The sequence below is a fragment of the Janthinobacterium sp. BJB446 genome, assembly GCF_002735655.1.
In the GTDB taxonomy this organism is placed as follows: domain Bacteria; phylum Pseudomonadota; class Gammaproteobacteria; order Burkholderiales; family Burkholderiaceae_D; genus Janthinobacterium; species Janthinobacterium lividum.
On sequence record NZ_PDZK01000001.1, the window covers coordinates 1,724,829 to 1,746,694 of the forward strand.

Below are 21,866 nucleotides of genomic sequence, written 5' to 3' on the forward strand. Positions count from 1 at the left end.
ATGAGCCATGCGGCCACCTTGACGCCCGAGGTGCTGACGACCCTGATCGCCCTGGTGCGCCAGCATACGGGCATCGCCATGACGGCGCGCAAGAGCGTCTTGCTGGAACGGCGCTTGCAGCCTCGGCTGCGGGCGCTGTCCCTGCACAGCTACCAGGCATACCTGGAGCGCGTCAGCAGCGACCGCGACGAGGTGGCCCATTTCATCGACCTGGTGACCACCAACGACACCCTGTTCTTCCGCACGCCGTCCATCTGGGATTACTTCCGCGACCGCTACCTGCCCGTCTGGGCCCGTGAGCATCCGGACGGCTGCCTGTCCATCTGGTCGGCAGCGGCCGCCAGCGGCGAGGAGCTGTATTCGATCGCCATGCTGTGCGAGCAATTCAAGCTGCAAGCGCCCGCTTTCCGCTACCAGATCCTGGCCAGCGACATTTCGCAGCAAATCCTGGGCGCGGCGCGGGCCGGCCAGTACAGCGGCCGCTCCGTCGAACGCATCCGCCTGTCGCATCCGGACTTGCTGCGCAAATATTTCACGCCCTCGCCGCATGGCGTCAGGGTCAACGAGGAATTGCGGCAACACGTCAGCTTTGCCCAGCACAATCTGCTGGAAGCATTGCGCCCGGCGCGGCAGTTCGACCTGGTGTTCCTGCGCAATGTGCTGATCTATTTCGATGCCGAACACCAGGAAACCGTGCTGCGCCAGGCACGGCTCAGCCTCAAGGACGAGGGCCGGCTGATCCTGGGCGAGTCGGAAACCATCGCCCGCCTCGGCACCGGCTATCAATTCGAGTTTCCCATGATTTATAAGGCGGGTAGCGCATGAACATCCTCATCGACCCTAGCTTGCCGCTGCACCATGTTGGCATGGGGCAACTCAGCGTGGGCACGCATGGCGAGCAGCTGCAAGCCTTGCTCGGCTCCTGCATCGGCATCGGTTTCATCTGGAAGAATGGCCCCTGCTGCGGCCTGGCCCATTGCCTGCTGCCGGAAGCGCCAGGCACCGACAGCAGCCTGGGGGCACGCTATGTGAGCCAGGCCGTGCCCTCGCTGTTGCGGATGATGGGTGTGCGCCAGGCCGACTACGCCGATATCGAAGTGGTGCTGGCGGGCGGCGCCAGCATGTTTGGCCCGCGCAATGGGAGATTGCAAGTGGGCCGGCAAAATGCGGAAGCAGCGCAAAAATACCTGGACCAGTGCGGCTTGTCGGTGAGTTTTTGCGCGCTGGGCGGACGCCACGGGCGTCAGTTGCTGATCGATTGCGCCAACCACAGCTATGCCGTCACCGATGTGGTGGCGCAACCCGAATTAATTCCACGCAAGGAAGGCGCATATGGATATGCATGAAGCGACAGGCTTGCAAGCGCAGGCCCATGGAGAAACGGCCGCCGATCTGTTCGGCTCCTTCCACCTGGGTGACGATGAATTCGCCCTGCCCGCCAGCTGCATCCGCGAAGTCGTCAATTACCCCGCGAAAGTCACGACCCTGCCCCTGTCGCCCGCCTACCTGGAAGGCATGTTCACCTTGCGCGGCAGCGTCATTCCGGTGGTCAACCTGGGGCGCTTGTTCCGCCCCGATGCGCCGCGCGCCGTGGCCACGGACAAGATCGCCATCCTCGACTTCCAGCAAGTGCTGGTCGGTATCGTCTTCCAGGATACGGGTGAAATCCTGCGCGTGCCCGCCAGCGCCCGCAGCGCCCTGCAATATGCGGCCGGCGACAGCCACGCCGTCATCGCCGGCACGATCCTGCTCGACGGCGGTGCGCGCCTGCTGCAGGTACTCGATCCGCATGCCCTGCTGCGCATCGAAAACGTACCCCATGTGCTGGCCCTGCAGGCGACGGGCGCCAAGCTGAGTTCGGCCCGCTACCATGCGCAAAGCGAACGCCGGCAGTGCGTCAGCTTCCATGCGGCCGGCGCCACGTTTGCCTTCGAAATGCTGGCCATCCAGGAAATCATCCGCGTGCCGGAACTGCACAGCTCCCTGCTGAACAGCGAACTGTGCCTCGGGCGCATGCATTTTCGCGGCAGCCAGGTGGCCGTCGTCGACTTCGGCGCCCTGCTGCAGGCGGCCGGGTCCGGCACGGCGGCGACCAGCGACCAGCGTATCATCGTCGTGCGCCTCGATGATACGACCGTGGGCTTCCTCGTCGACTCCGTCGACAGCATCGTGCATTTCTTTGGCGACGAGGTGCTGCCGATTCCCCTGCTGAGCAAAGCACGCGCCGCCATGTTTGCCGGCTGCATCACGAAAGAGGGTCTGGGCGACATCATTTTCCTCGACCACAAGGGCATCTTGTCGCAGGCCGAGATCGTCGAGATGCGCGACGGCCACGCGCGCCTGTACCCGACCGACACGGAAGCGGGCAGCGCCGCCACGCGCAAGGCGCAGCGCCGCGTCTACATCACGTTTACGGTGGAAACCCGCTTCGCCGTGGAAATCGGGCAAGTGCGCGAAATCATCGACTTCAGCGGCGCCATCACCACGCCACCGGGCATGCCGGCCTGCATGCGCGGCATGCTCAACCTGCGCCAGCAAATGATCAGCATCATCGACCTGCGCCAGCTGTACGCCATGCCGGCCCTGCCGGACGCCAGCGCGGGCAAGATTTTGATCGTGGAACGGGGCGCCGAGCGCTACGGCTTTCTCGTCGACCATGTCGACAACATCATGACCATCTCCGACAGCCAGCGCTTTGCGGCGCCGCAAATCATCCGCACGGGAGAGCATGACGACTTGCGCAGCGAGATGGATGAAATGATCGATATCGGCACGGAGGCGCAACGCCAGACCCTGTCCGTCTTCCAGTGCGACCATCTGCTGGAAAAGCTGGGCTCGGCGCTGCCGCAGGCGGCGTAAGTTTTTTTACAAGCCAGGCAACCTGTGCCCCTTGAATTGCTCGCGCAGCTTATTCTTCTGGATCTTGCCCGTGGCGCCCATGGGCAAGGCGTCGATGAACAGCACGTCGTCGGGCGTCCACCACTTGGCGATCTTGCCTTCAAAAAATTGCAACAGCGCTTCGCGCGTGACCGTCATGCCGGGGCGCAGCACCACGACGAGCACGGGACGCTCGTCCCATTTCGGGTGGAACACGCCGATGCAGGCCGCCTGCAGCACGGCCGGGTGCGCCATGGCCAGGTTTTCCAGGTCGATGGTGCCGATCCACTCGCCACCCGACTTGATCACGTCCTTGCTGCGGTCCGTGATCTGCATGTAGCCGTCCGCATCGATGGTGGCCACGTCGCCCGTGGGGAACCAGCCATCCTGCAGCACCTCGCCGCCCTCGTTCTTGTAGTACGCGGAAATGATCCATGGCCCTTTCACCAGCAAATGGCCGTAGGCCACGCCATCCCACGGCAATTCCTTGCCATCGTCATCGACGATCTTCATGTCCACGCCGTAAATGGCATGGCCCTGCTTGTGCAGGATATCGCGCTGCGCTTCCTTGTCCATGGCCAGGTGCTTGGTCTGCAAGCCGCCCGTGGTGCCCAACGGCGACATTTCCGTCATGCCCCAGCCATGGATGACTTCCACGTCGAACTTGTCGATCAGGGTATCCATCATGGCTGGCGGGCACGCGGCGCCGCCGATCACCGTGCGGCGGAAGGTGGAAAATTTCAGGTCATTCTGCAAGGCATAGTTCAGCAGGCCCAGCCAGACCGTGGGCACGCCGGCCGAGAAGGTCACTTTTTCCGATTCGAACAGTTCGTACAGCGACTTGCCGTCCAGCGCCGCGCCGGGAAACACCATGCGCGCGCCAGACAGCAGCACGGAATACGGCAAGCCCCAGGCGTTCACGTGGAACATGGGCACGACGGGCAGGACCGTGTCGGTGGCGCGCACGTTCAGTGCGCTGGGCATGGCCGAAGCATACGCGTGCAGGACGGTCGAGCGGTGCGAATACAGGGCGCCCTTGGGGTTGCCCGTCGTGCCCGAGGTATAGCACAGTGCGGCGGCCGAGTTTTCATCGAACACGGGCCAGGTATACTCGTCGGAATGCGTGTCGATCAGGTCTTCATAGCACAGCAGGTCGGGAATGCTGCTGCTGGCGGGCATGCGGTCGCGGTCGCACATCAGCACGAAATGGCGCACGAAGGTGCAGTCGGCGGCGATCTTTTCCACCACGGGCAGGAAGGTCAGGTCGAACAGCAGCACCTGGTCTTCCGCGTGGTTCGAGATGTAGGCGATCTGCTCGGGAAACAAACGCGGATTGATGGTGTGCAGCACGGCGCCCGAGCCGGACACGGCATAGTACGCTTCCAGGTGGCGGTAGCCATTCCAGGCGAGGGTGGCGACCCGGTCGCCCATGCCTATGCCCAGGCCGTGCAAGGCATTCGCCAGGCGCCGCGTGCGCTGGTGGCAATCGCGGTAGGTATAACGGTGCAGATCGCCTTCCACCCGGCGCGACACGATTTCGCCGCAGCCATAATGACGCGCTGCAAACTCGATAATGCTGGAAATCAGCAGGGGCTGATTCATCATCTGGCCCATCACTGGACTCAAGGGAAATGCCGACATCGTGTCTCCTGGTTTGGATACTCGGTTATTGTTGGAAGTTAAAGATTTTCCTTAGTTTCGTACGGTCGTGCGGAAATCGTCAACGCATTTCGATATTGCATTGCAGCATGGAATTTTTGATTCCGTTTTTTACCCCATTGCTCCCCACGACAGCGCCCGCCACGCGCCCTGGCGCTGTGCGGTAAAATCGCATTCCAGGCTGGCGCACCTTGCCGGTCCATCTTACTGACTGGAATTGCCATCACCGCTCATACCTTACCACTGGATAATGCCTTTGCGGCCTTGCCGCCCGCGTTCTATACGCGCTTGATGCCCACGCCCCTGCCCGCCCCATATTTCGTGGCCGCCAGCGCACCTGCCGCAGCCCTCATCGGCCTCGATGCCGCGCGTCTGGCCGAGCCCGACTATGTGGCGCTGCTGAGCGGCAATACGGTTGCCGAGCGTTCACTGCCCCTGTCGGCCGTGTATTCAGGCCACCAGTTCGGCGTCTGGGCTGGCCAGCTGGGCGATGGCCGCGCCATCCTACTGGGCGACATCGCCACCGAACACGGTCCGATGGAACTGCAGCTGAAAGGCGCCGGCGCCACGCCGTATTCGCGCATGGGCGACGGCCGCGCCGTGCTGCGCTCGTCCATCCGCGAATTCCTGTGCTCGGAAGCCATGGCGGCGCTGGGCATTCCCACCTCGCGCGCGCTCTCCATCATGGGCTCGCAGCAAGGCATCATGCGCGAAACCGTCGAGACTGCAGCCGTCGTGACGCGCATGGCCCCCAGCTTTGTGCGCTTCGGCTCGTTTGAACACTGGTTTTACCGCAAGAAGCCGGAAGAGCTGAAAATCCTCGCCGATTACATCATCGACGGTTTTTATCCCCATTTGCGCGCTGCATCAAATCCATATCAAGCCTTGCTGGCCGAAATCTGCGTGCGCACGGCGCACATGATTGCGCAATGGCAAGCCGTGGGCTTCATGCATGGCGTCATGAACACGGACAATATGTCGATCCTGGGCTTGACGCTCGATTACGGCCCCTTCGGCTTCATGGAAGCGTTCGATGCCGAGCACATCTGCAACCATACGGACCAGCAGGGCCGCTATTCCTACGCCAACCAGCCACAGGTGGGCCACTGGAACTGCTATGCGCTGGGCCAGGCCCTGCTGCCGCTGATCGGTGAAGTGGCCGAGGCGCAGGCGGCGCTGGACAGCTACCAGCCCGCGTTTGCGGAGAAGATGAATGCCTTGCTGCGCGCCAAGCTGGGCTTGCGCACGCAACATGACGACGATACGCAACTGTTCGACGGCATGTTTGCCCTGATGCAAGCCAACCACGTGGATTTCACCAACTTTTTCCGCGCGCTGGCGACACTGGAAATAGCCGCTCCAGAGCACGACACCGTGCTGCGCGACATGTTCATCGACCGCCCCGCCTTCGATACGTGGGCAGCGGCGTACCGCGCGCGCCTGCTGCAGGAGCACAGCGTCGATGCCGAACGGCAAGCGGCAATGAACCAGGTTAACCCGAAATACGTGCTGCGCAACTACCTGGCGCAAGTGGCCATCGAGAAAGCCCAGCAGCACGATTACACCGAAGTGGCGAAATTGCTGGAAGTTTTGCAAAAGCCATTTGACGAACAGCCCGAACACCAGCACTATGCGGCCCTGCCGCCCGACTGGGCCAGCCACCTTGAAGTCAGTTGCTCATCCTGAGGAGTCATTATGACCACCAATAAAGTCAAAAAAACCGACGCCGAATGGCGCGCCATGCTCGACTCGATGCAATACGAAGTCACGCGCCACGCGGCCACGGAACGGGCCTTCACGGGCAAGTTCTGGGACCACCATGAACACGGCGTCTACACCTGCGTCTGCTGCAACACGCCCTTGTTTGCTTCCGATACGAAATTCGACTCGGGCTGCGGCTGGCCCAGCTATTTCCAGGCGCTCGACCCGGCGAATGTGACGGAAATCGTCGACCGCAGCCACGGCATGCTGCGCACGGAAATCGTCTGCGCCGTCTGCGACGCCCACCTGGGCCACGTCTTCCCGGACGGCCCGCCACCCACCGGCTTGCGCTATTGCATCAATTCGGCCTCCTTGCGCTTCGATCCGCAGCCTTGATCTGGCAATGGCTTGGGCGTTGCTCCTAAGCCATTCCTAAGATGATTCTAATAAGACCAGTGTAAAGTCTCGCCATGAAATTTCTATTCGACCTATTCCCCCTGATCGCCTTCTTTGCCGCTTTTAAACTGGGCGGCATGTATGAAGCGGCCACTCACGATTTCGTGCAGCAATATTTGTCCGGCTTCGTGTCTGGCGGCCTGATCAAGGCCGACCAGGCGCCGTGGATACTTGCCACCCTCGTCGGCATCGTCGCCACGGCTTGCCAGGTCAGCTATCTGCTGCTGCGCGGGCGCAAGGTGGACGGCATGCTGTGGCTGTCGCTGTTCATCTTTGTCGTGTTCGGCGGCGCCAGCATTTACCTGCATGACGATTTCTTCCTGAAATGGAAGCCGACCCTGATCTACTGGCTGTCCGGCCTGGCCCTCCTGATCGCCTACGTGGGTTTCAAGAAAAACCTGATCCGCAAAACCATGGAAGCGCAAGTGCAGTTGCCTGATGCCGTCTGGAACCAGTTGCTGGCCGCATGGATCATTTTCTTTGGCGCCATCGGCGCACTGAACCTGTTCGTCGCCTTCGTGCTGTACAAGGGCGACATGGCCGCCTGGGTCAGCTTCAAGGCGTTTGGCGCGACGGGCATCTTCTTTGCCTTCATCGTGGCGCAAACCCTGTTCCTGGCCAAACATATCAAGGAAGACGCATGATGAGCTCCACCACCGAAAACACCGCGCCGGAAACGCGCATGCAGCGCATTCGTACCCGCCTGGAAACGGCACTTTCTCCTCTGGAATGCGTGCTGGAAGACGACTCGGCACGCCACCGGGGCCATGCGGGCGCCGCCTCCGGCGGAGGCCATTACAATCTGCGGATTATTTCTAGTCAATTTGAGGGGCTCAGGCTCGTCATGCGCCATCGACTGGTGTATGATTCCGTGCACGATATGATGCATAATGAGATACATGCATTGGCGATTGTGGCACTGGCGCCATCCGAAGTAGTGTAAGGATGGCGTTTTTGGCGTACCGGGGCAACTTGGTATGCCGTTTGCTGCAAGCGCCATGCACGCGTTTTCTTTCCATGCGTTTTTTACGAAACTTTCCCTAACAGGATTTAATAATGACTTTTAAGCCAGCCCGCTTGCTGATCGCACTACTCGCCGTTGTCGCGGTACCTGTTTTTGCGCAAAATGTTGCCGTTGTTAATGGCAAGCCTATCCCATCGTCGCGCGTTGATGCAGTCGTCAAGCAAGTCGTCGCCCAAGGCCAGCAACCGGATTCGCCGCAACTGCGCGAAATGATCAAGAAGGACTTGATCGGCCGTGAAGTGCTGATGCAAGAAGCGGAAAACAAAGGTTTCGGTAAAGATGCAGCCGTCAAGCAGCAAATCGAGAACGCACGCCAGGCCATCGTCATCAACGCCCTGGTCGGCGACTACCTGAAAAAGAATCCCGTCAACGACACTGAAATCAAGGCGGAATACGACCGCTTCGTGGCCCAGACCGGCGACAAGGAATACCACGTGCGCCACATCCTGGTGGGCACCGAAGCTGAAGCGAAAGACATCATCGCCAAGCTGAAAGGCGGCGCCAAGTTCGAAGACCTGGCCAAGCAATCGAAAGATAGCGGTTCGGCCGACAACGGCGGCGACCTGGACTGGGCAGCGCCATCGTCCTTCCCGAAAGTATTCTCCGACGCCTTCGTGAAACTGCAAAAAGGCCAGGTCACCGACACCCCGGTGCAAACGCCTAACGGTTTCCACGTGATCAAGCTGGACGACACCCGCGCGGCAAAACTGCCTACCCTGGAAGAAGTCAAGCCACAGATCGCCGAAGCGCTGCAGCAAAAGAAATTGCAAGCGTATCAGGAAGAAATGATCAAAAAAGCGAAAGTTCAATAAGAACTGACCTCCCCGGCGCCCTTTTCGGCGCCGGTCGTGTATTCTGCGCCTGAACGCGAACTGCACGGCAGTCGCGATCTCTTGTATCAGTTTTTGTAAATTTATTAGGAATGAACATGATTTTGAAGCCAGCCCGCCTGATCTTAGCCCTGGTCGCCGTTGTAGCGATCCCTGCGTTCGCGCAAAACGTGGCCACCGTGAATGGCAAGGCCATCCCATCGTCGCGCGTTGACCAGGTCGTCAAACAAGTCGTCGCCCAAGGCAAGCAAGCTGATTCGCCGCAATTGCGCGAAGCCATCAAGAAAGACCTGATCGGCCGCGAAGTGCTGATCCAGGAAGCCGACAAGCAAGGCTACGGCACGCGTCCGGAAGTCAAGTCGCAGATCGACAATGCCCGTCAAAGCATCATCATCAACGCCCTGCTGGCCGACTACGTCAAGAAAAACCCCGTCAAGGACGCTGAAATCAAGGCCGAGTACGACAAGTTCAAGGCACAAGCGGGCGACAAGGAATACCATGCACGCCACATCCTGGTCGCCACCGAAGCCGAAGCGAAAGATATCATCGCCAAGCTGAAAGGCGGCGCCAAGTTCGAAGAACTGGCCAAAGTATCGAAAGACGGTTCCGCAGCCAATGGCGGCGACCTGGACTGGGCTAGCCCAGCTTCGTACGTGAAGCCATTCTCCGACGCCATGGTTGCCCTGAAACCAGGCCAGGTCACGCAAACGCCAGTGCAATCGCAATTCGGCTTCCACGTGATCAAGCTGGAAGAAACCCGTCCGACGAAGTTGCCGGCACTGGAAGAAGTCAAGGGTCAAGTGGCCGAGTCGCTGCAACAGAAGAAACTCGCCGCCTACCGCGACGAGCTGATGAAGAAAGCCAAAATCCAATAAAAACGCCTGATATAAGCTACTGCGCGTCGCGCTTTGCGGCCTGCGATGCTCACCGTGCTCCAGCACGGTTGCGCGTCTCGGCCACAAATCGCTGCCGCTCGCTACGGTTCTATCAGCCGTTTGGATGGCTGAACAAGAGCGCTCTTCGGGGCGCTTTTTTTACGTCTGAAAAAAGCGAGATGCGATGGATTTACATGCAGAACTGAAGGCCGCGCTGGAAGCGGCCGCTGAACCGGGCCGTGCGGCACCCATGCAGGCCTATATGCGCGAGCAGTTCGTTTTCCTTGGCCTGGCCGCGCCGCAGCGGCGGATGGCCGCCAAGGGCTTGCTGGCGGGTTTGAAGGGCATCGATCCCGCAACGCTGCTGGATCACGCGCAACGGCTGTGGCAGCAGCCGGAACGCGAATACCAGCACGTGGCGCTCGACATGCTGGCCCTGCACTGGCGCCAGCTGGGCATCGAGCACCTCCCCGCCCTGCTCGGCCTGGCGCGCCAGCGCGCATGGTGGGACAGCGTGGACGGCATGGCGGGCATTGTCGGCGACGTGCTGCAGGCGGAACACCTGCGCGGCGGCAATGGCCATGCGCACATGGACGCGGCCTTGCGCCATGACGATTTCTGGCTGCGCCGCATCGCCATGCTGCACCAGCTGGGCTGGCGCGCCGACACGGATGCGGCCTGGCTATTTGACGCGGCGCTGGCGCTGGCCCACGAAAACGAGTTTTTCATCCGCAAGGCCATCGGCTGGGCCTTGCGCGATTACGCGCGCCACGCGCCCGAGGCGGTGACTACATTTGCCAACGCGCACCGCCAGCTGCTCTCTCCCCTCAGCCGCCGCGAAGCGCTGAAGCACCAGCCACGCTGAAGGCCGAGCCGCCCAGCAGGCGCAGCGCGGCGTCGATGCGCGGCGCCGCATCCCAGGATGGCACGGGCGCCAGCAAGTCCAGCGCCATCTGCCGCAGCGGCTCGGCGATCACCATGGCCAGCAGCAAGCCGGCCAGTTCCTTCCCATCGTGCAGCACCAGATGGCCGCGCGCAGCCTGGCGCCGCAGCCACTCGGCCAGCAGGGCCGTGCCCCGCTCGATGCCGTTGCGCTGATATACGGCCAGCAGATCGGCGCGGGCGGGAAACTCCGTGCACAGCAAACGGAACAGGCCCACGGCATCCGCCGTCAGCACGCGCGCCGCTATCGCCTGCAAGATCTCTTTCAATAAGGGCAGCACTTCGCCAGGCGCGGCCGCATCCTGCGCCATGGCCGGCAGGAAGGCATCCGTCCAGCCGCGCACCACCAGAGCGACGAGTTCCTCGCGGTTGGCCGCATATTGATACAGCGACTTCTTTGCCATGCCCGCGTGGCGCGCCACCGCTTCCATGGTCGTGGCCGCATAGCCTTCGTGCAGCAGCAGCCAGGTGGCGGCCTGCACGGCCGCCTCGCGCGCTTCCTCGGGCGGGCGCGCCGGACGGCCCCGTCCACGCACAGCCTTGCTCTCTTCTTCCCGCATGCCCGCTCCAAGCTTGATCGATGGACGATTTTACACTGAATCCAATTTAGGAAACGATATGCGTTTCTTTAATATATAATTGTTTTACTCAAACAACGGAGAATGACATGACGCAGCATATTCAATTCCCATGGAACATCACCGACACGGGCGACTTGCTCGACCCGTTTCCCCTGCACCTGGAAACGGGCATCACGCGCCTGCAAGACGGTTGCCTGCTGGTGGCGGCGCGCACCGAGCTGCACGGCTGCAGCGGGCGCATGCTGGACTGGTGGTTTACGTTTTTCGAGACGACACAGCACATCAAGTGGTGGCACCCGCACGATCACGTGGCCCATCACGGCTGGAACGGCGCGTGGAAAAAGGGAGAGAGTTACTACGGCGCCTCGATCGAGGCGGTGGAATCGCTGGGCGACATTCCGCCCGTGAAAGCCAAGCTGAAGTTCCATGATCCGAAAGACGTGTTCGATGCGGAGCAACTGCGCCGCGCACAGGACAGCGGCGCCCTGTCGGCCGCCGTCTGCGCGCGCATCGGCTTTGGCGATTACGTCGTGCTTGACCCGTACGGCGATCCGCTCGATGGCGAAATGCTGCACCTGGCGCGCGATACGCCCACGGGCTGCGTGCTGCGCAGCCGCTTCCTGCTGGGGCGCAACAGCCTCAACCCCGTGCGCGACGTGCCCGACGTGCTGGGCCTGAACCTGCTGCGCCATTGCTACAGCGAATTTACCTATCTGTCGCGTTTCCTGCCCTCGCTGTACTACGGCGAACACGCCAACGGAGAGCAAGCGCCGCTGCCGTGGTAAAGCGCCACATCACAGCCGCTTGTGCATGCGCGCCAGCGGCAGCTTGATGTCGTCGGGCAAGTCCAGGTGAAACTCTTCCGTGACGGCAAAGCCGCTGGCCAGGTACAGCGGCACGCCGGGCAGGGTGGCGGCCAGTTCCAGGGCGGTAAAGCCGGCGGACAGCGCCTGGCGCTCGCAATGGCGCATCAGCATGCTGCCCAGGCCCTGGCGCGCGGCCGCGGGTTCCACAAAGAAGGCGCGGATGCGGCCCGGCTGGCTGGCCGGATCGAGCAGCGGGTCCGGCCCGCTCTTGGCGCGGTCGGCGCCATACAGGGTGGCGCGCTGGCTCCATCCGCCGCAGGCCAGCATGGCGCCATCGCGTTCGATCACGAAATACGTCCGGTCGGCAACGAGTTGCGTATCTACGCCGAACACGTGGCGCGTCACGGACTCGGCCTGTTCCTGCGTATAAAACCCCGCACTCAGTTCCACGCCGGAACGGGCGATCAGCGCATTCATTTGCGGCACATCGGCCGGCAGCGCCACGCGCAGGCGCGTCAGCGCGCCAAAGCCGAACCAGGCACGGCTGATGCGACCGTGCTCCACTTCATATGTCGCCACCAGTTCCTGCGCCGATACGCCATCATCCGTGTCGCCATGGACGATTTCATGGTCGATCACCAGCTTGCCGCAGGCTATGCGGTTCAGCAACTGCGCATGCGGTTTGCTGGCGGCGAAACGGGCAGTGAAACGGGGGCCGATCTGCGCGCTGCCCTGAGCCAGCAAGGTATCGGGATGCTGGAATTGCTGCGCGTCATCGGCATAGATGGCCAGCAAGGCCGGCACGTCGTGTGCGTTATAGGCATCCAGTTGTGCCTGGACCACCGCCGTGGCCGAAATGAGTGTATCGTTGGCAAGCGCCATGCATGCACCTGTTGTGATGTGGTTGGAAAGTTGCAAAGCGTAACACTGTCGCTCCTGTCGCGGCGCGGTTTGCTGCGATAATTGTAAGATTCGTTATCAGATTCACCGCAAGAGACATCTTGCGGCGTCACCAATCAATCGCAAATCGCAGCAGGAGTAGATATCATGAAATGGGAAGGCAATCGCGAAAGCGACAATGTGGAAGATCGCCGTGGCGAAGACGGTGGTGGCGGCGGCGGGGGCGGCTTTGGTTTTGGTGGGCGCTCGATCGGCATCGGCACCATCGTCATCGCCCTCGTCGGCTCGTATGTGCTGGGCGTCAATCCCTTGACCTTGCTGAATCTGCTCAGCGGCGGTGGCGGCCAGGTCAGCACCCAGCAAAGCCAGGCACCGGCGCGCCAGCCGCCCGAATCGGACGAGATGGCCCGCTTCGTGAAAACCGTGCTGGCCGATACGGAAGACACGTGGGGCGCCCTGTTCAAGGCCGAGGGCGGCAGCTATGTGAAACCCAAGCTGGTGCTGTTTTCCGGCAGCACGCCGACCGCTTGCGGCACGGGCCAGAGCGCCAGCGGCCCCTTCTACTGCCCCGGCGACCAGAAAGTCTACCTGGACCTGGATTTCTTCAATCTGATGCAGCAGCGCTTCAAGGTGTCGGGTGAATTCGCCGAAGCGTATGTGATCGCCCATGAAGTGGGCCACCACGTGCAAAACCTGCTGGGCTTGTCCGAGAAGGTCGACAAGGCGCGCCGCACGCAATCGGAACGCCAGGCCAACGCCATGTCCGTGCGCCTGGAATTGCAGGCCGACTGCTTTGCCGGCGTGTGGGCGTATCACGCGAACGCCGACCGCAAGATCCTGGAACAGGGCGACGTGGAAGCGGCCCTGAAAGCGGCCACGGCCATTGGCGACGATGCGCTGCAGCGCCAGTCGCAAGGCCATGTCGTGCCGGACTCGTTTACGCATGGCACCTCGGAGCAGCGCGTGCGCTGGTTTACCAAGGGCATCGAAAGCGGCCAGATTTCCCAGTGCAATACGTTCGAGGCACGCCAGTTGTAGTGCCATCACGCATGCCGCCCTGCGGGCCGGCATGCGTATCCATCAGGGCACGGTGACGTCGTAGCGCTTGCCCAGTCTTTTCAGTTCGCCCGTCTCGATCAGGTTATTCAGCTCCTGGTCGAACTGCAGGCGCAGCTTGTCGAAGGTGGGCGAGCGGGGGAAGGCGAAATAGCCGTTTTGCAGTTCTATGACTTTGGGCAGGGGTTTCACCTGGCGTCCATAGCCGAGGCGCGCAATCACGGGATCGGTGTTGCGGCGGTTGCTGACAAACACGTCGACGTGGTTGTGCACCAGCATCTTCAAGCCATTTTCCACATTGTTGGCCACGCTGACCTGCAAGCCGGGCCGTACGCGCTCCCAGTCCGCGCCATAGGCCCAGCCATTGAGCAGCACCACCCGGCGGTTCTTCAGTGCCGCGTAGTCGCCATCCCAGCCGAAGCTGGCATCCTGGCGCGTATAGAAGACCATCTGGTCCTGGTAGAACGGCTTGTCGGAAAACGCCATGCTGGCGATGCGCTCGGGCGTCTTGTAGGGGCCGATCAGGATATCGGCCTGGCCCTGCACCAGCATTGCTTGCGCGCGCGCCCACGGCACCATGCGAAAACGCACGGTGTTACCCGTGCGCGCCGCCATCAGGCGCAGCAGTTCCGCGCCCAGGCCGCCATATTCACCGCTGTCCTGGTACTCGAACACGCGCTCGAACTGCGCCCCCACGGCCAGCAATTCCCGGGCTGGCGCCTGCGATGGCACAGCCAGCGCAGGCGCCAGCAGCGCCAGGGCCAGCAGGCGCCGCCCTGCTCCGTTCATCAGCCGACGATGCGCAAGGAGTAATCGGTGGCCCGCACATCCTTGGTCAGGCTGCCGATCGAGATGCGGTCCACGCCCGTTTCGGCAATCGCGCGCACGGTATCGAAATTGATGCCGCCGGACGCTTCCAGCAAGGCGCGGCCTTTGGTGATCGCCACGGCCTCGCGCATCATGTCGTTGCTGAAGTTATCGAGCAAGACGGAGACGGCGCCCGCATCCAGCGCTTCCTGCAATTGCGCCAGGGTTTCCACCTCGATCTGCACGGGCACGCCCGCGTCGAGATTGCGCGCGTTTTCCAGGGCCTGGCTGACGCCGCCTGCGGCCGCGATATGGTTTTCCTTGATCAGGATGCCGTCGTACAGGGCCAGGCGCTGGTTCTTGCCGCCGCCGACGCGCACCGCATACTTTTGCGCCAGGCGCAGGCCAGGCAAGGTCTTGCGCGTATCTAAAATGGACGCCTTGGTACCGGCGATCACGTCGACATACTGGCGCGTGGCCGTGGCCACGGCCGACAGCAGTTGCAGGAAATTGAGGGCGCTGCGCTCGGCCGTGAGCAAGGCGCGCGCCGGCGCTTCGATGGTGCAGACAACGCTGTCGGCCGCCATCATGTCGCCTTCGGCGTAATGCCAGACGATGTCGATGCTGCGGTCCAGGCTTTTCATGATGCCTTCGAACCAAGGCGCGCCGCACAGCACGGCTGCTTCGCGCACGATGACACGGGCCGTGACGATGTGGTCAGGCGGCACCAGCTCGCCCGTCAGGTCGCACTGGCCCACGTCTTCCAGCAAGGCGGCCAGCAAATTGCCTTCGAAAGCGCGCGCCAGGGCGGGATCGAAAGGGGCGAAAGAATTAACGAGGGTACTCATGCTGGACCGATTCCTTGGAACAATGTGGTTTCTTTTGCCAGGTCCGCGCCTGGCTTGAGGCCCGCCTTCTTGGCGGCGGCAAAATCGAGCATGCGGTTGATCGAGCGCACGGCCAACTGGCCGACGGCAGGATCGACGTGGATTTCGTTGTGCATGTTTTCCAGCGTTTCGGCCAGGTTCAGCAAGCCATTCATGGCCATCCACGGGCAATGCGCGCAGCTCTTGCAGGTGGCGCTGTTGCCGGCCGTGGGCGCTTCGATGAAACGCTTGCCCGGCGCGGCCGCACGCATCTTGTGCAGGATGCCGTTGTCGGTGGCGACAATAAAAGTGTCCGTGTCCATGGTTTGCGCTGCCGCAATCATTTGCGACGTGGAACCCACCATGTCGGCCAGCGCCACCACATTCGCGGGCGACTCCGGATGCACGAGCACTTTGGCTTGCGGATACTCTTCCTTGAGCAAATCGAGTTCGATGCCCTTGAATTCGTCGTGCACGAGGCAGCTGCCCTGCCACAGCAGCATGTCGGCGCCCGTTTGCTTCTGGATATACGAGCCCAGGTGCTTGTCGGGTGCCCACAGGATTTTCTTGCCCTGCGCATGCAGGTGGGCAACGATGTCGAGGCCGATGGACGACGTCACCATCCAGTCCGCGCGCGCTTTGACCGCCGCGCTGGTGTTGGCGTAGACGACGACCGTGCGGTCCGGATGGGCGTCGCAGAAGGCCGTGAATTCGTCCACCGGGCAGCCGAGATCGAGGGAACAGGTCGCGTCGAGGTCGGGCATCAATACCGTTTTTTCGGGACTGAGGATCTTGGCCGTTTCGCCCATGAAGCGCACGCCGGCCACGACCAGGGTCTTGGCCGGATGGTCGCGCCCGAAGCGGGCCATTTCCAGGGAATCGGAGACGCAGCCGCCCGTGGCTTCCGCCAGGTCTTGCAGGTCGGCATCAACGTAATAGTGGGCAACGAGCACAGCTTCGCGCTCGATCAGCAGGCGCTTGATGCGCGTGATCAGTTCGGCTTTTTCAGCCGGGGAAGGCGTCGCTGGCGTGCGTGCCCAGGCGTGGGCAGTGCAGCTGGCTCCGTCTTGTGGATGTTCATACTCGACGGATTTGATGGCTAAAGTTTGCATGGCTGTGTCAAACAAAAACGGGATAGACCGGCACGATTGCAATAAAGCAGGTGCGCCGGAACGAAAGGACCGCGGCGCGTCGGTGTGGTGCTGGCGGTTGGCGTTGCACCTGGCATTGCAATGTCGGATTACGCTACGCTAATCCGACCTACCGGCCTGTGCCAACCGATTGCATCTGGCGTAGGTCGGATTAGCGCACAGCGCGTAATCCGACGCAACGTTACTGCAGCAATTAATCAATACCCTGGCTCTTGAGGTAATCCTCATAGTTGCCGCGGTAATCGACCACTTCATCTTCCTTGATCTCGATGATGCGGTTGGCCAGCGAAGAGACGAATTCGCGGTCATGCGACACGAAGATCAGGGTGCCCGCGTATTTTTCCAGCGCGATGTTCAGCGATTCGATCGATTCCATGTCCATGTGGTTGGTCGGCTCATCGAGCATCAGCACGTTGTGGCGGCCCAGCATCAGCTTGCCGTACATCATGCGGCCTTTTTCACCACCGGACAGTACCTTGACGGCCTTCTTGACATCGTCGCCGCCGAACAGCAAGCGGCCCAGGATAGAACGCACGGCCTGGTCGTCGTCGCCCTCTTTCGTCCACTGGCCGATCCAGTCGGTCAGGTTCGTGTCTTTGGCGAAATCTTCCGTCGGGTCTTGCGGCATGTAGCCGACGTTGGCGTTTTCCGCCCACTTCACGCGGCCCTGGTCAGGCTGCAGGCCAGCGATGTCGCCCGCGATGCAACGCAGCATGGTGGTCTTGCCGGCACCGTTGGCGCCGATGATGGCGATGCGCTCGCCCGCCTCGACCATGATGCTGAAATTCTTGAACAGCTGGCGGTCGAAACCTTTCGAGATGTTTTCGACTTCCACGGCCAGGCGGTGCAATTTCTTTTCGCCGTCGAAACGCACGAACGGATAGGCGCGCGACGATGGCTTGATGTCGTCGACCTTGATCTTTTCGATCTGCTTGGCGCGCGACGTGGCCTGGCGGGCCTTCGATTTGTTCGCGGCGAAGCGGCGCACGAATTCCTGCAGCTCGGCAACCTTGTCTTTCGCTTTCGCGTTGTTGGCCAGCTGCTGGTTGCGCGCCTGGGTCGAAGCGAACATGTATTCGTCGTAGTTGCCTGGATAAATCTTCAGGGTGCCGTAGTCCATGTCGGCCACGTGGGTGCACACCTGGTTCAGGAAGTGGCGATCATGGGAAATGATGATCATGGTGGAATTGCGCTCGTTGAGCACGTCTTCCAGCCAGCGAATCGTGTTGATGTCCAGGTTATTCGTCGGCTCGTCGAGCAGCAGGATGTCCGGGTTCGAGAACAGCGCCTGCGCCAGCAGCACGCGCAGCTTCCAGCCTGGCGACACATTGCTCATCGGACCCTGATGCAGGTCGATGGCGACACCGGCGCCCAGCAGCAGTTCGCCGGCGCGCGATTCGGCCGTGTAGCCGTCGTATTCGGAGACTTTGCCTTCCAGATCGGCGGCCTGCATGTAGTCGTCGTCGGTCGCTTCCGGGTTCGCGTAGATCGCGTCGCGCTGCTGGATGGCAGCCCACATTTCCGTGTGGCCCATCATGACGACGTCGAGGACGCGCATGTCTTCAAAGGCAAACTGGTCCTGGCGCAGCTTGCCCAGGCGTTCGTTGGTATCGAGCATGACGTTGCCGCCCGACGGATCCAGGTCGCCGCCCAGGATCTTCATGAACGTCGACTTGCCGCAGCCGTTCGCGCCGATCAAACCATAGCGGTTGCCGTCGCCGAACTTGACGGAGATATTCTCAAACAATGGCTTGGCGCCAAACTGCATCGTAATATTTGCGGTTGAAAGCATTAGTGAGGTCTTTATCCAGTGAAAACAGGTAGTTAGGTACTTTTCTCCCATTATACAGCAACCACCATGAACCACTATCCTGACCACTACTCCTGGTGAGCTGCCTGAGCAGGCCGTTTTCACCGCTCATATCCTCGGGTTTCCGGCAGCTGGCCAGCGGGCTGTCAGCCGGTTTACGCCTTTCGGGCTTGGGCCTGGCCCGCTTGTTACGCTTGAATACGGTCATTCTGTCTCCTTAATGGCGGCAGCCTCTCGCCAAATGACCGCCGACAAAAAATCATTCACTCCCTGTTATATCAGGATAGTTGTCGCGTCCCCTGATTTACCGTAGCATTGCCGAGTTTCTCCTTGCCGCCAATCTGAAATCGCCGCCCAGAACACCCTTTTGAGAAAAATAATGCGAAAACTTCGTTCCACGATTATTTTTACCATGCTGGCCAGTTTGGCCATGCCTGTATTGTCGGCGGATAAGCCGCTTTCTTTGCCGGACCGCCTGGCTGCCCTTCGCACGACTATCGCAATCGACCATGGAAAGATGGTTGGTTCCGGCGCGGCACCATTAATAAATGCGGGCCTGGAAAGCCAATTCGTACTCATCGGTGAGGACCATGGGATTACAGAAATTGCGAATTTTTCGGCGGCGTATTTTGAAGCATTGGCAGGTCAAGGATTTACGACGCTGATTGTCGAAAATGGGCCGGCGGTTGCCGGTGCCTTGGAAAAAGCGTTGAAGTCCAATACTGGCGTCGCTGGCATAGCCGCATTTAATCAGGCATATCCGGTCGCCACTGCTTTTTACAAGTGGCAAGCTGAGGCGCAATTCCTGGCCCGTATCGCCAAAGCTGCCGGGCCATCGTTCCAATTGGTGGGAATGGATCAGGAGCTCATGGGCGCTTCGAAATATTTGCTCGACCAAATGGCTGAGCAACCGCTTAATCCTTTGGCGAAAGCAAAAATCGAGGCCTTCCGCAAGCTTGAAAGCGACAACTATCGCCGAGCGTCGGAGAGCGGAGACCCGAGAGAGCTCTTCATGGTAAAAATCCAAGAGGAAGAATTATTCGCGCTGCAGAAGCTGCTCACGGCACCTGAGGAAATGCCCGCCTTGGCGATGTTAAATTCATTGATTGAAAGCCGCAGCATTTATACTAAAAACATGACTCCGGGACAAGGATATGGGTCGAATACACAACGTGCCAGGCTGATGAAACAGTATGTGGCCAGCCATTTGACGCATGCGCCTGCACAGCGCATGTTGCTGAAAGCCGGTGCAATTCATGTCTTCCGAGGCTATAACCCGCTTGGTGCCGGTAGCCGGGAGATCGGCAATTATTTGGCTGAATATGCGGAAGGCCGCGGACAAAAATCGCTGCATGTGCTGGTGCTGGCTCTCAAAGGCCAGCAGGCGCAATTTGCGGGCATTGGACGCGCGTCGGCCTCCACAGAAATTGAAAAAGTCGATAGCAAGTCCTCCATGGCTGGTGTATTGCCCTTCTTTGCTGCGGCGAAAGAGCATAAGGAATGGTCATTGTTCGACGTGCGTCCCTTGCTGGGATCGGCGAAAACTCTGGCGAATGGAGACAGCAGTGTCCAAGGCATGATTCAGGGCTACGATTTCGTACTGGTCATTCCCGAGGGAAACGCAACGTCGGACCTGTGACAATATCGCCATCGGCCCTCAGCTGCAGCGCGGCACTGCTGCGCATGCCGCGGCTCATGCCAGGCATCTCCACGATCCAGGCATGCGTTCAGTCGTTACCACCCGGATGCTTGCGCATCCTGGACTCAAAAAACTGCCACGCGGCTGCCGGCGTATCAACGTCATGGTTCATTTCACCGAGCAGCTTGCTTTCAGCAATCGCACGATCGATGAGGGCGGCCAGAAAAGCGACGTCGTTCGTTTGCGCCTTGGTCGTTGCGTCGGCGCGGCAATCATTCCAGGCCTGCTTGCCGTCGCTTGCACGATCAGCATTATCTTTTTGCTGCGGGCCCGATTGATCCAGTCCAGCGAGCGATATCCGCCGAACGTGTCCTGCCCCGGCATCCACGCGGCGCTTGCGCCATGACCGTGGAGCAGGCCAGCGACAAGCAGGGCACTTTTTTGCCCAGAGACATAGCGTCGCGGCCAGTTAGCCAAATCAAACAATGTAGTTGAATTATTGCCCATTTGAAATCAACAAGCCGTCCGCCGGCACTGATGCAACCATCGCCTCCGCAAGACGTCGGCTGCCAGGACGCCCAGCCGCCGCATAAACCCTACTCAGAATTACAACAAATCAGTGACAATTGATTAGAATTATTGATATTCAACCAACTACAATTAGTAGGAATCATCCTACACGGTGAAGTAAATTCTCTATATTTGATTCAACTTTTTGGGAGGAAATATGAAATTTCATATGTTCTTGACGCTTCCAATGTTGCTCTCCCTGGCTGGCTGCGCAGGCATGATACGTACTCCACAAGATCAGGCAACTCAAATTGATTTCAGTGCGAGCTACATGAATTCCCTGTCAGAAAAATATAAACCCAACGATAAGCTAACCAGCTCGAACTTCCATCAGCAACTCATAAACTACGATAGCCTCGAAGGCAAGGATCTAGATGAGGAAGCCAGGAAGGCTGACGTTGGAATCAAATCACTTGCCCTTGTCGACATTCATTCATTGACAAATGGCTTGCATAGTATTGAGGCCGATATTTCGCGGCACTTGACATATAAGGCTATCGAAGAAAATCGTCTGAAATCCCTGGAGAAGGAATTTTCGGCACTCAACAAAAAAACACCGTCGTCTGACGTCGCGATAGCTGCGCTGCAAGATAAAATTGATGAAAGAAAAACAAAACTATCCGAGATTGCATCAACGTTGAGAAAATTTGAAGCGGATAAGTCATCGCAAATCTTGCTCATCGAGGAAAAAAAATTAATAGTAAAAACGATCGATGGGAAGGTTTACCAGACATCGGAAAAAGACCGAATGCGCATACGAAACGGGATAGTTCGCGACTTCATGGCCATCGCCGACCATAATTACATGCAATTCAAGAACGAATTGCTGGCTGGACGGGTGCGTACCGATACGATTGCGGACATCACTGAACTTCTGTTATCCACAGCCACCACGCTCACCGGTGGCCTGATGACCAAGACCAACCTTGGGGCGGCATCAACCCTGTTAAAAGGATCGCGAGCAACCGTAGACAAAAATTTCTTCGCACAACAAACCATGCGGGCCATTATCAACTCCATGGAGGCAAGCAGATCTTCGGACAAGACCGTCATTATTTCAAAAATGAACAAGTCCACGAGTGTCTATCCTATTAGCGAAGCGATTTCCGATGTTCAGCGGTATCAAAGCCGCGCCAGCCTCTTCCTGGCGGTCCTGGATCTGGCGAACCAATCAGGCAAAAGCGCCGTTTCGTTAGAGAAGGACCTGAATACAGAAACCATGCAATCGATAAACTAGGGCAATGCCATGGAAAATTATCCATGCATCATGATTGCCTTGTCCGTCTTTAGCAGTTAGGCTGCGTGCTCGCCCGCCA

22 protein-coding genes and 1 pseudogene are annotated in these 21,866 nt (G+C 59.9%); 15 read left to right on the forward strand and 8 right to left on the reverse strand.

The features are described 5' to 3' along the window. From CSQ92_RS07600 to CSQ92_RS07610, 3 genes are read left to right on the forward strand one after another with little or no spacing between them, the layout of a single operon-like run. Entirely contained in the window at nt 1–825 is an 825-nt protein-coding gene (locus tag CSQ92_RS07600; protein WP_099393744.1) for a CheR family methyltransferase, read from the forward strand. Then, nucleotides 822–1,346, forward strand: a complete 525-nt coding sequence (locus CSQ92_RS07605; RefSeq protein WP_099393745.1) for a chemotaxis protein CheD — start codon at nt 822–824, stop codon at nt 1,344–1,346. Before CSQ92_RS07600 ends, CSQ92_RS07605 begins: the two co-directional genes overlap by 4 nt. Then, nucleotides 1,333–2,859 carry a chemotaxis protein CheW gene (locus tag CSQ92_RS07610; protein WP_257219149.1) on the forward strand — a complete coding sequence of 509 codons (1,527 nt, stop codon included), beginning with the start codon at nt 1,333–1,335 and terminating at the stop codon, nt 2,857–2,859. The genes CSQ92_RS07605 and CSQ92_RS07610 overlap by 14 nt, the downstream gene beginning before the upstream one ends. Before the next feature lie 6 nt (nt 2,860–2,865). Here the strand turns inward: CSQ92_RS07610 and CSQ92_RS07615 are convergent, their stop codons facing one another. After that, nucleotides 2,866–4,518 carry a 3-(methylthio)propionyl-CoA ligase gene (locus CSQ92_RS07615; protein ID WP_034784617.1) on the reverse strand — a complete coding sequence of 551 codons (1,653 nt, stop codon included), beginning with the start codon at nt 4,516–4,518 and terminating at the stop codon, nt 2,866–2,868. A gap of 225 nt (nt 4,519–4,743) precedes the next feature. Here CSQ92_RS07615 and CSQ92_RS07620 point away from each other — a divergent pair, with 225 nt between their 5' ends. The 7 genes from CSQ92_RS07620 (at nt 4,744) to CSQ92_RS07650 (ending at nt 10,287) form a co-directional block, all read left to right on the forward strand. Further along, entirely contained in the window at nt 4,744–6,222 is a 1,479-nt protein-coding gene (locus CSQ92_RS07620; RefSeq protein ID WP_180277027.1) for a protein adenylyltransferase SelO, read from the forward strand. 9 nt (nt 6,223–6,231) lie between these two features. Further along, entirely contained in the window at nt 6,232–6,633 is a 402-nt protein-coding gene (gene msrB, locus CSQ92_RS07625) for a peptide-methionine (R)-S-oxide reductase MsrB (protein WP_099393747.1), read from the forward strand. A gap of 74 nt (nt 6,634–6,707) precedes the next feature. Then, on the forward strand, nt 6,708–7,337 hold the full coding sequence (locus tag CSQ92_RS07630; RefSeq protein WP_034784619.1) for a septation protein A: 630 nt from the start codon (nt 6,708–6,710) through the stop codon (nt 7,335–7,337). Then, nucleotides 7,334–7,636 carry a BolA family protein gene (locus CSQ92_RS07635; RefSeq protein WP_225317325.1) on the forward strand — a complete coding sequence of 101 codons (303 nt, stop codon included), beginning with the start codon at nt 7,334–7,336 and terminating at the stop codon, nt 7,634–7,636. Before CSQ92_RS07630 ends, CSQ92_RS07635 begins: the two co-directional genes overlap by 4 nt. A 113-nt stretch (nt 7,637–7,749) precedes the next feature. Then, the gene (locus CSQ92_RS07640) at nt 7,750–8,529 is read left to right on the forward strand and encodes a peptidylprolyl isomerase (RefSeq protein ID WP_099393748.1); all 780 of its coding nucleotides are present in this window, start codon (nt 7,750–7,752) and stop codon (nt 8,527–8,529) included. 116 nt (nt 8,530–8,645) lie between these two features. Then, nucleotides 8,646–9,422, forward strand: a complete 777-nt coding sequence (locus CSQ92_RS07645) for a peptidylprolyl isomerase (RefSeq protein ID WP_034756072.1) — start codon at nt 8,646–8,648, stop codon at nt 9,420–9,422. Nucleotides 9,423–9,606: 184 nt separating this feature from the next. Beyond that, nucleotides 9,607–10,287 (forward strand): DNA alkylation repair protein, encoded by a 681-nt coding sequence (locus CSQ92_RS07650; RefSeq protein WP_099393749.1) that lies wholly within the window; start codon nt 9,607–9,609, stop codon nt 10,285–10,287. On the opposite strand, the gene CSQ92_RS07655 is transcribed toward CSQ92_RS07650, so the two are convergent. Further along, nucleotides 10,250–10,924: a TetR/AcrR family transcriptional regulator gene (locus CSQ92_RS07655; protein WP_099393750.1), complete on the reverse strand. Its 675-nt coding sequence runs from the start codon at nt 10,922–10,924 to the stop codon at nt 10,250–10,252. The genes CSQ92_RS07650 and CSQ92_RS07655 overlap by 38 nt on opposite strands. Nucleotides 10,925–11,031: 107 nt before the next feature. On the opposite strand from CSQ92_RS07655, the gene CSQ92_RS07660 reads away from it, so the two are divergent. Continuing rightward, nucleotides 11,032–11,730: a DAPG hydrolase family protein gene (locus CSQ92_RS07660; RefSeq protein ID WP_099393751.1), complete on the forward strand. Its 699-nt coding sequence runs from the start codon at nt 11,032–11,034 to the stop codon at nt 11,728–11,730. A gap of 9 nt (nt 11,731–11,739) precedes the next feature. On the opposite strand, the gene CSQ92_RS29315 is transcribed toward CSQ92_RS07660, so the two are convergent. Continuing rightward, nucleotides 11,740–12,633, reverse strand: a complete 894-nt coding sequence (locus tag CSQ92_RS29315) for a GNAT family N-acetyltransferase (RefSeq protein ID WP_099393752.1) — start codon at nt 12,631–12,633, stop codon at nt 11,740–11,742. Nucleotides 12,634–12,798: 165 nt separating this feature from the next. Here CSQ92_RS29315 and ypfJ point away from each other — a divergent pair, with 165 nt between their 5' ends. Then, nucleotides 12,799–13,689, forward strand: a complete 891-nt coding sequence (gene ypfJ / locus CSQ92_RS07670) for a KPN_02809 family neutral zinc metallopeptidase (RefSeq protein WP_034784624.1) — start codon at nt 12,799–12,801, stop codon at nt 13,687–13,689. A 42-nt stretch (nt 13,690–13,731) separates the two neighbouring features. On the opposite strand, the gene CSQ92_RS07675 is transcribed toward ypfJ, so the two are convergent. The 5 genes and pseudogenes from CSQ92_RS07675 to CSQ92_RS29660 form a co-directional block, all read right to left on the reverse strand. Beyond that, nucleotides 13,732–14,496 (reverse strand): substrate-binding periplasmic protein, encoded by a 765-nt coding sequence (locus tag CSQ92_RS07675; protein WP_099393753.1) that lies wholly within the window; start codon nt 14,494–14,496, stop codon nt 13,732–13,734. Then, complete coding sequence (gene nadC / locus CSQ92_RS07680; RefSeq protein WP_070259452.1) at nt 14,496–15,362, reverse strand: carboxylating nicotinate-nucleotide diphosphorylase; 867 nt, start codon at nt 15,360–15,362, stop codon at nt 14,496–14,498. The genes CSQ92_RS07675 and nadC overlap by 1 nt, the downstream gene beginning before the upstream one ends. Then, nucleotides 15,359–16,492 carry a quinolinate synthase NadA gene (gene nadA, locus CSQ92_RS07685; protein WP_092604999.1) on the reverse strand — a complete coding sequence of 378 codons (1,134 nt, stop codon included), beginning with the start codon at nt 16,490–16,492 and terminating at the stop codon, nt 15,359–15,361. The genes nadC and nadA overlap by 4 nt, the downstream gene beginning before the upstream one ends. 232 nt (nt 16,493–16,724) lie before the next feature. Further along, complete coding sequence (locus CSQ92_RS07690; protein ID WP_034784627.1) at nt 16,725–18,323, reverse strand: ABC-F family ATPase; 1,599 nt, start codon at nt 18,321–18,323, stop codon at nt 16,725–16,727. Between the two features lie 91 nt (nt 18,324–18,414). Further along, nucleotides 18,415–18,549, reverse strand: a pseudogene (locus tag CSQ92_RS29660) (IS256 family transposase); the annotation flags it as partial. A gap of 171 nt (nt 18,550–18,720) precedes the next feature. Here CSQ92_RS29660 and CSQ92_RS07695 point away from each other — a divergent pair. From CSQ92_RS07695 to CSQ92_RS07705, 3 genes are all read left to right on the forward strand, one after another. Continuing rightward, nucleotides 18,721–19,980, forward strand: coding sequence for a hypothetical protein (locus CSQ92_RS07695; RefSeq protein ID WP_099393754.1), 1,260 nt, complete (start codon nt 18,721–18,723; stop codon nt 19,978–19,980). A gap of 82 nt (nt 19,981–20,062) precedes the next feature. Next, nucleotides 20,063–20,386: a hypothetical protein gene (locus tag CSQ92_RS07700; protein ID WP_143450311.1), complete on the forward strand. Its 324-nt coding sequence runs from the start codon at nt 20,063–20,065 to the stop codon at nt 20,384–20,386. A gap of 321 nt (nt 20,387–20,707) precedes the next feature. After that, on the forward strand, nt 20,708–21,787 hold the full coding sequence (locus tag CSQ92_RS07705; RefSeq protein ID WP_143450312.1) for a hypothetical protein: 1,080 nt from the start codon (nt 20,708–20,710) through the stop codon (nt 21,785–21,787). The last annotated feature ends 79 nt before the right edge of the window (nt 21,788–21,866 follow it).

Bases quoted from the DNA above. Each gene is read 5' to 3' on its own strand.
- CSQ92_RS07600 (WP_099393744.1), top strand. From the start codon at position 1: ATGAGCCATGCGGCCACCTTGACGCCCGAGGTGCTGACGACCCTGATC.
- CSQ92_RS07605 (WP_099393745.1), top strand. From the start codon at position 822: ATGAACATCCTCATCGACCCTAGCTTGCCGCTGCACCATGTTGGCATG.
- CSQ92_RS07610 (WP_257219149.1), top strand. From the start codon at position 1,333: ATGGATATGCATGAAGCGACAGGCTTGCAAGCGCAGGCCCATGGAGAA.
- CSQ92_RS07615 (WP_034784617.1), bottom strand. From the start codon at position 4,518: ATGTCGGCATTTCCCTTGAGTCCAGTGATGGGCCAGATGATGAATCAG.
- msrB (WP_099393747.1), top strand. From the start codon at position 6,232: ATGACCACCAATAAAGTCAAAAAAACCGACGCCGAATGGCGCGCCATG.
- CSQ92_RS07630 (WP_034784619.1), top strand. From the start codon at position 6,708: ATGAAATTTCTATTCGACCTATTCCCCCTGATCGCCTTCTTTGCCGCT.
- CSQ92_RS07635 (WP_225317325.1), top strand. From the start codon at position 7,334: ATGATGAGCTCCACCACCGAAAACACCGCGCCGGAAACGCGCATGCAG.
- CSQ92_RS07640 (WP_099393748.1), top strand. From the start codon at position 7,750: ATGACTTTTAAGCCAGCCCGCTTGCTGATCGCACTACTCGCCGTTGTC.
- CSQ92_RS07645 (WP_034756072.1), top strand. From the start codon at position 8,646: ATGATTTTGAAGCCAGCCCGCCTGATCTTAGCCCTGGTCGCCGTTGTA.
- CSQ92_RS07650 (WP_099393749.1), top strand. From the start codon at position 9,607: ATGGATTTACATGCAGAACTGAAGGCCGCGCTGGAAGCGGCCGCTGAA.
- CSQ92_RS07655 (WP_099393750.1), bottom strand. From the start codon at position 10,924: ATGCGGGAAGAAGAGAGCAAGGCTGTGCGTGGACGGGGCCGTCCGGCG.
- CSQ92_RS07660 (WP_099393751.1), top strand. From the start codon at position 11,032: ATGACGCAGCATATTCAATTCCCATGGAACATCACCGACACGGGCGAC.
- CSQ92_RS29315 (WP_099393752.1), bottom strand. From the start codon at position 12,633: ATGGCGCTTGCCAACGATACACTCATTTCGGCCACGGCGGTGGTCCAG.
- ypfJ (WP_034784624.1), top strand. From the start codon at position 12,799: ATGAAATGGGAAGGCAATCGCGAAAGCGACAATGTGGAAGATCGCCGT.
- CSQ92_RS07675 (WP_099393753.1), bottom strand. From the start codon at position 14,496: ATGAACGGAGCAGGGCGGCGCCTGCTGGCCCTGGCGCTGCTGGCGCCT.
- nadC (WP_070259452.1), bottom strand. From the start codon at position 15,362: ATGAGTACCCTCGTTAATTCTTTCGCCCCTTTCGATCCCGCCCTGGCG.
- nadA (WP_092604999.1), bottom strand. From the start codon at position 16,492: ATGCAAACTTTAGCCATCAAATCCGTCGAGTATGAACATCCACAAGAC.
- CSQ92_RS07690 (WP_034784627.1), bottom strand. From the start codon at position 18,323: ATGCTTTCAACCGCAAATATTACGATGCAGTTTGGCGCCAAGCCATTG.
- CSQ92_RS07695 (WP_099393754.1), top strand. From the start codon at position 18,721: ATGCGAAAACTTCGTTCCACGATTATTTTTACCATGCTGGCCAGTTTG.
- CSQ92_RS07700 (WP_143450311.1), top strand. From the start codon at position 20,063: ATGCGTTCAGTCGTTACCACCCGGATGCTTGCGCATCCTGGACTCAAA.
- CSQ92_RS07705 (WP_143450312.1), top strand. From the start codon at position 20,708: ATGAAATTTCATATGTTCTTGACGCTTCCAATGTTGCTCTCCCTGGCT.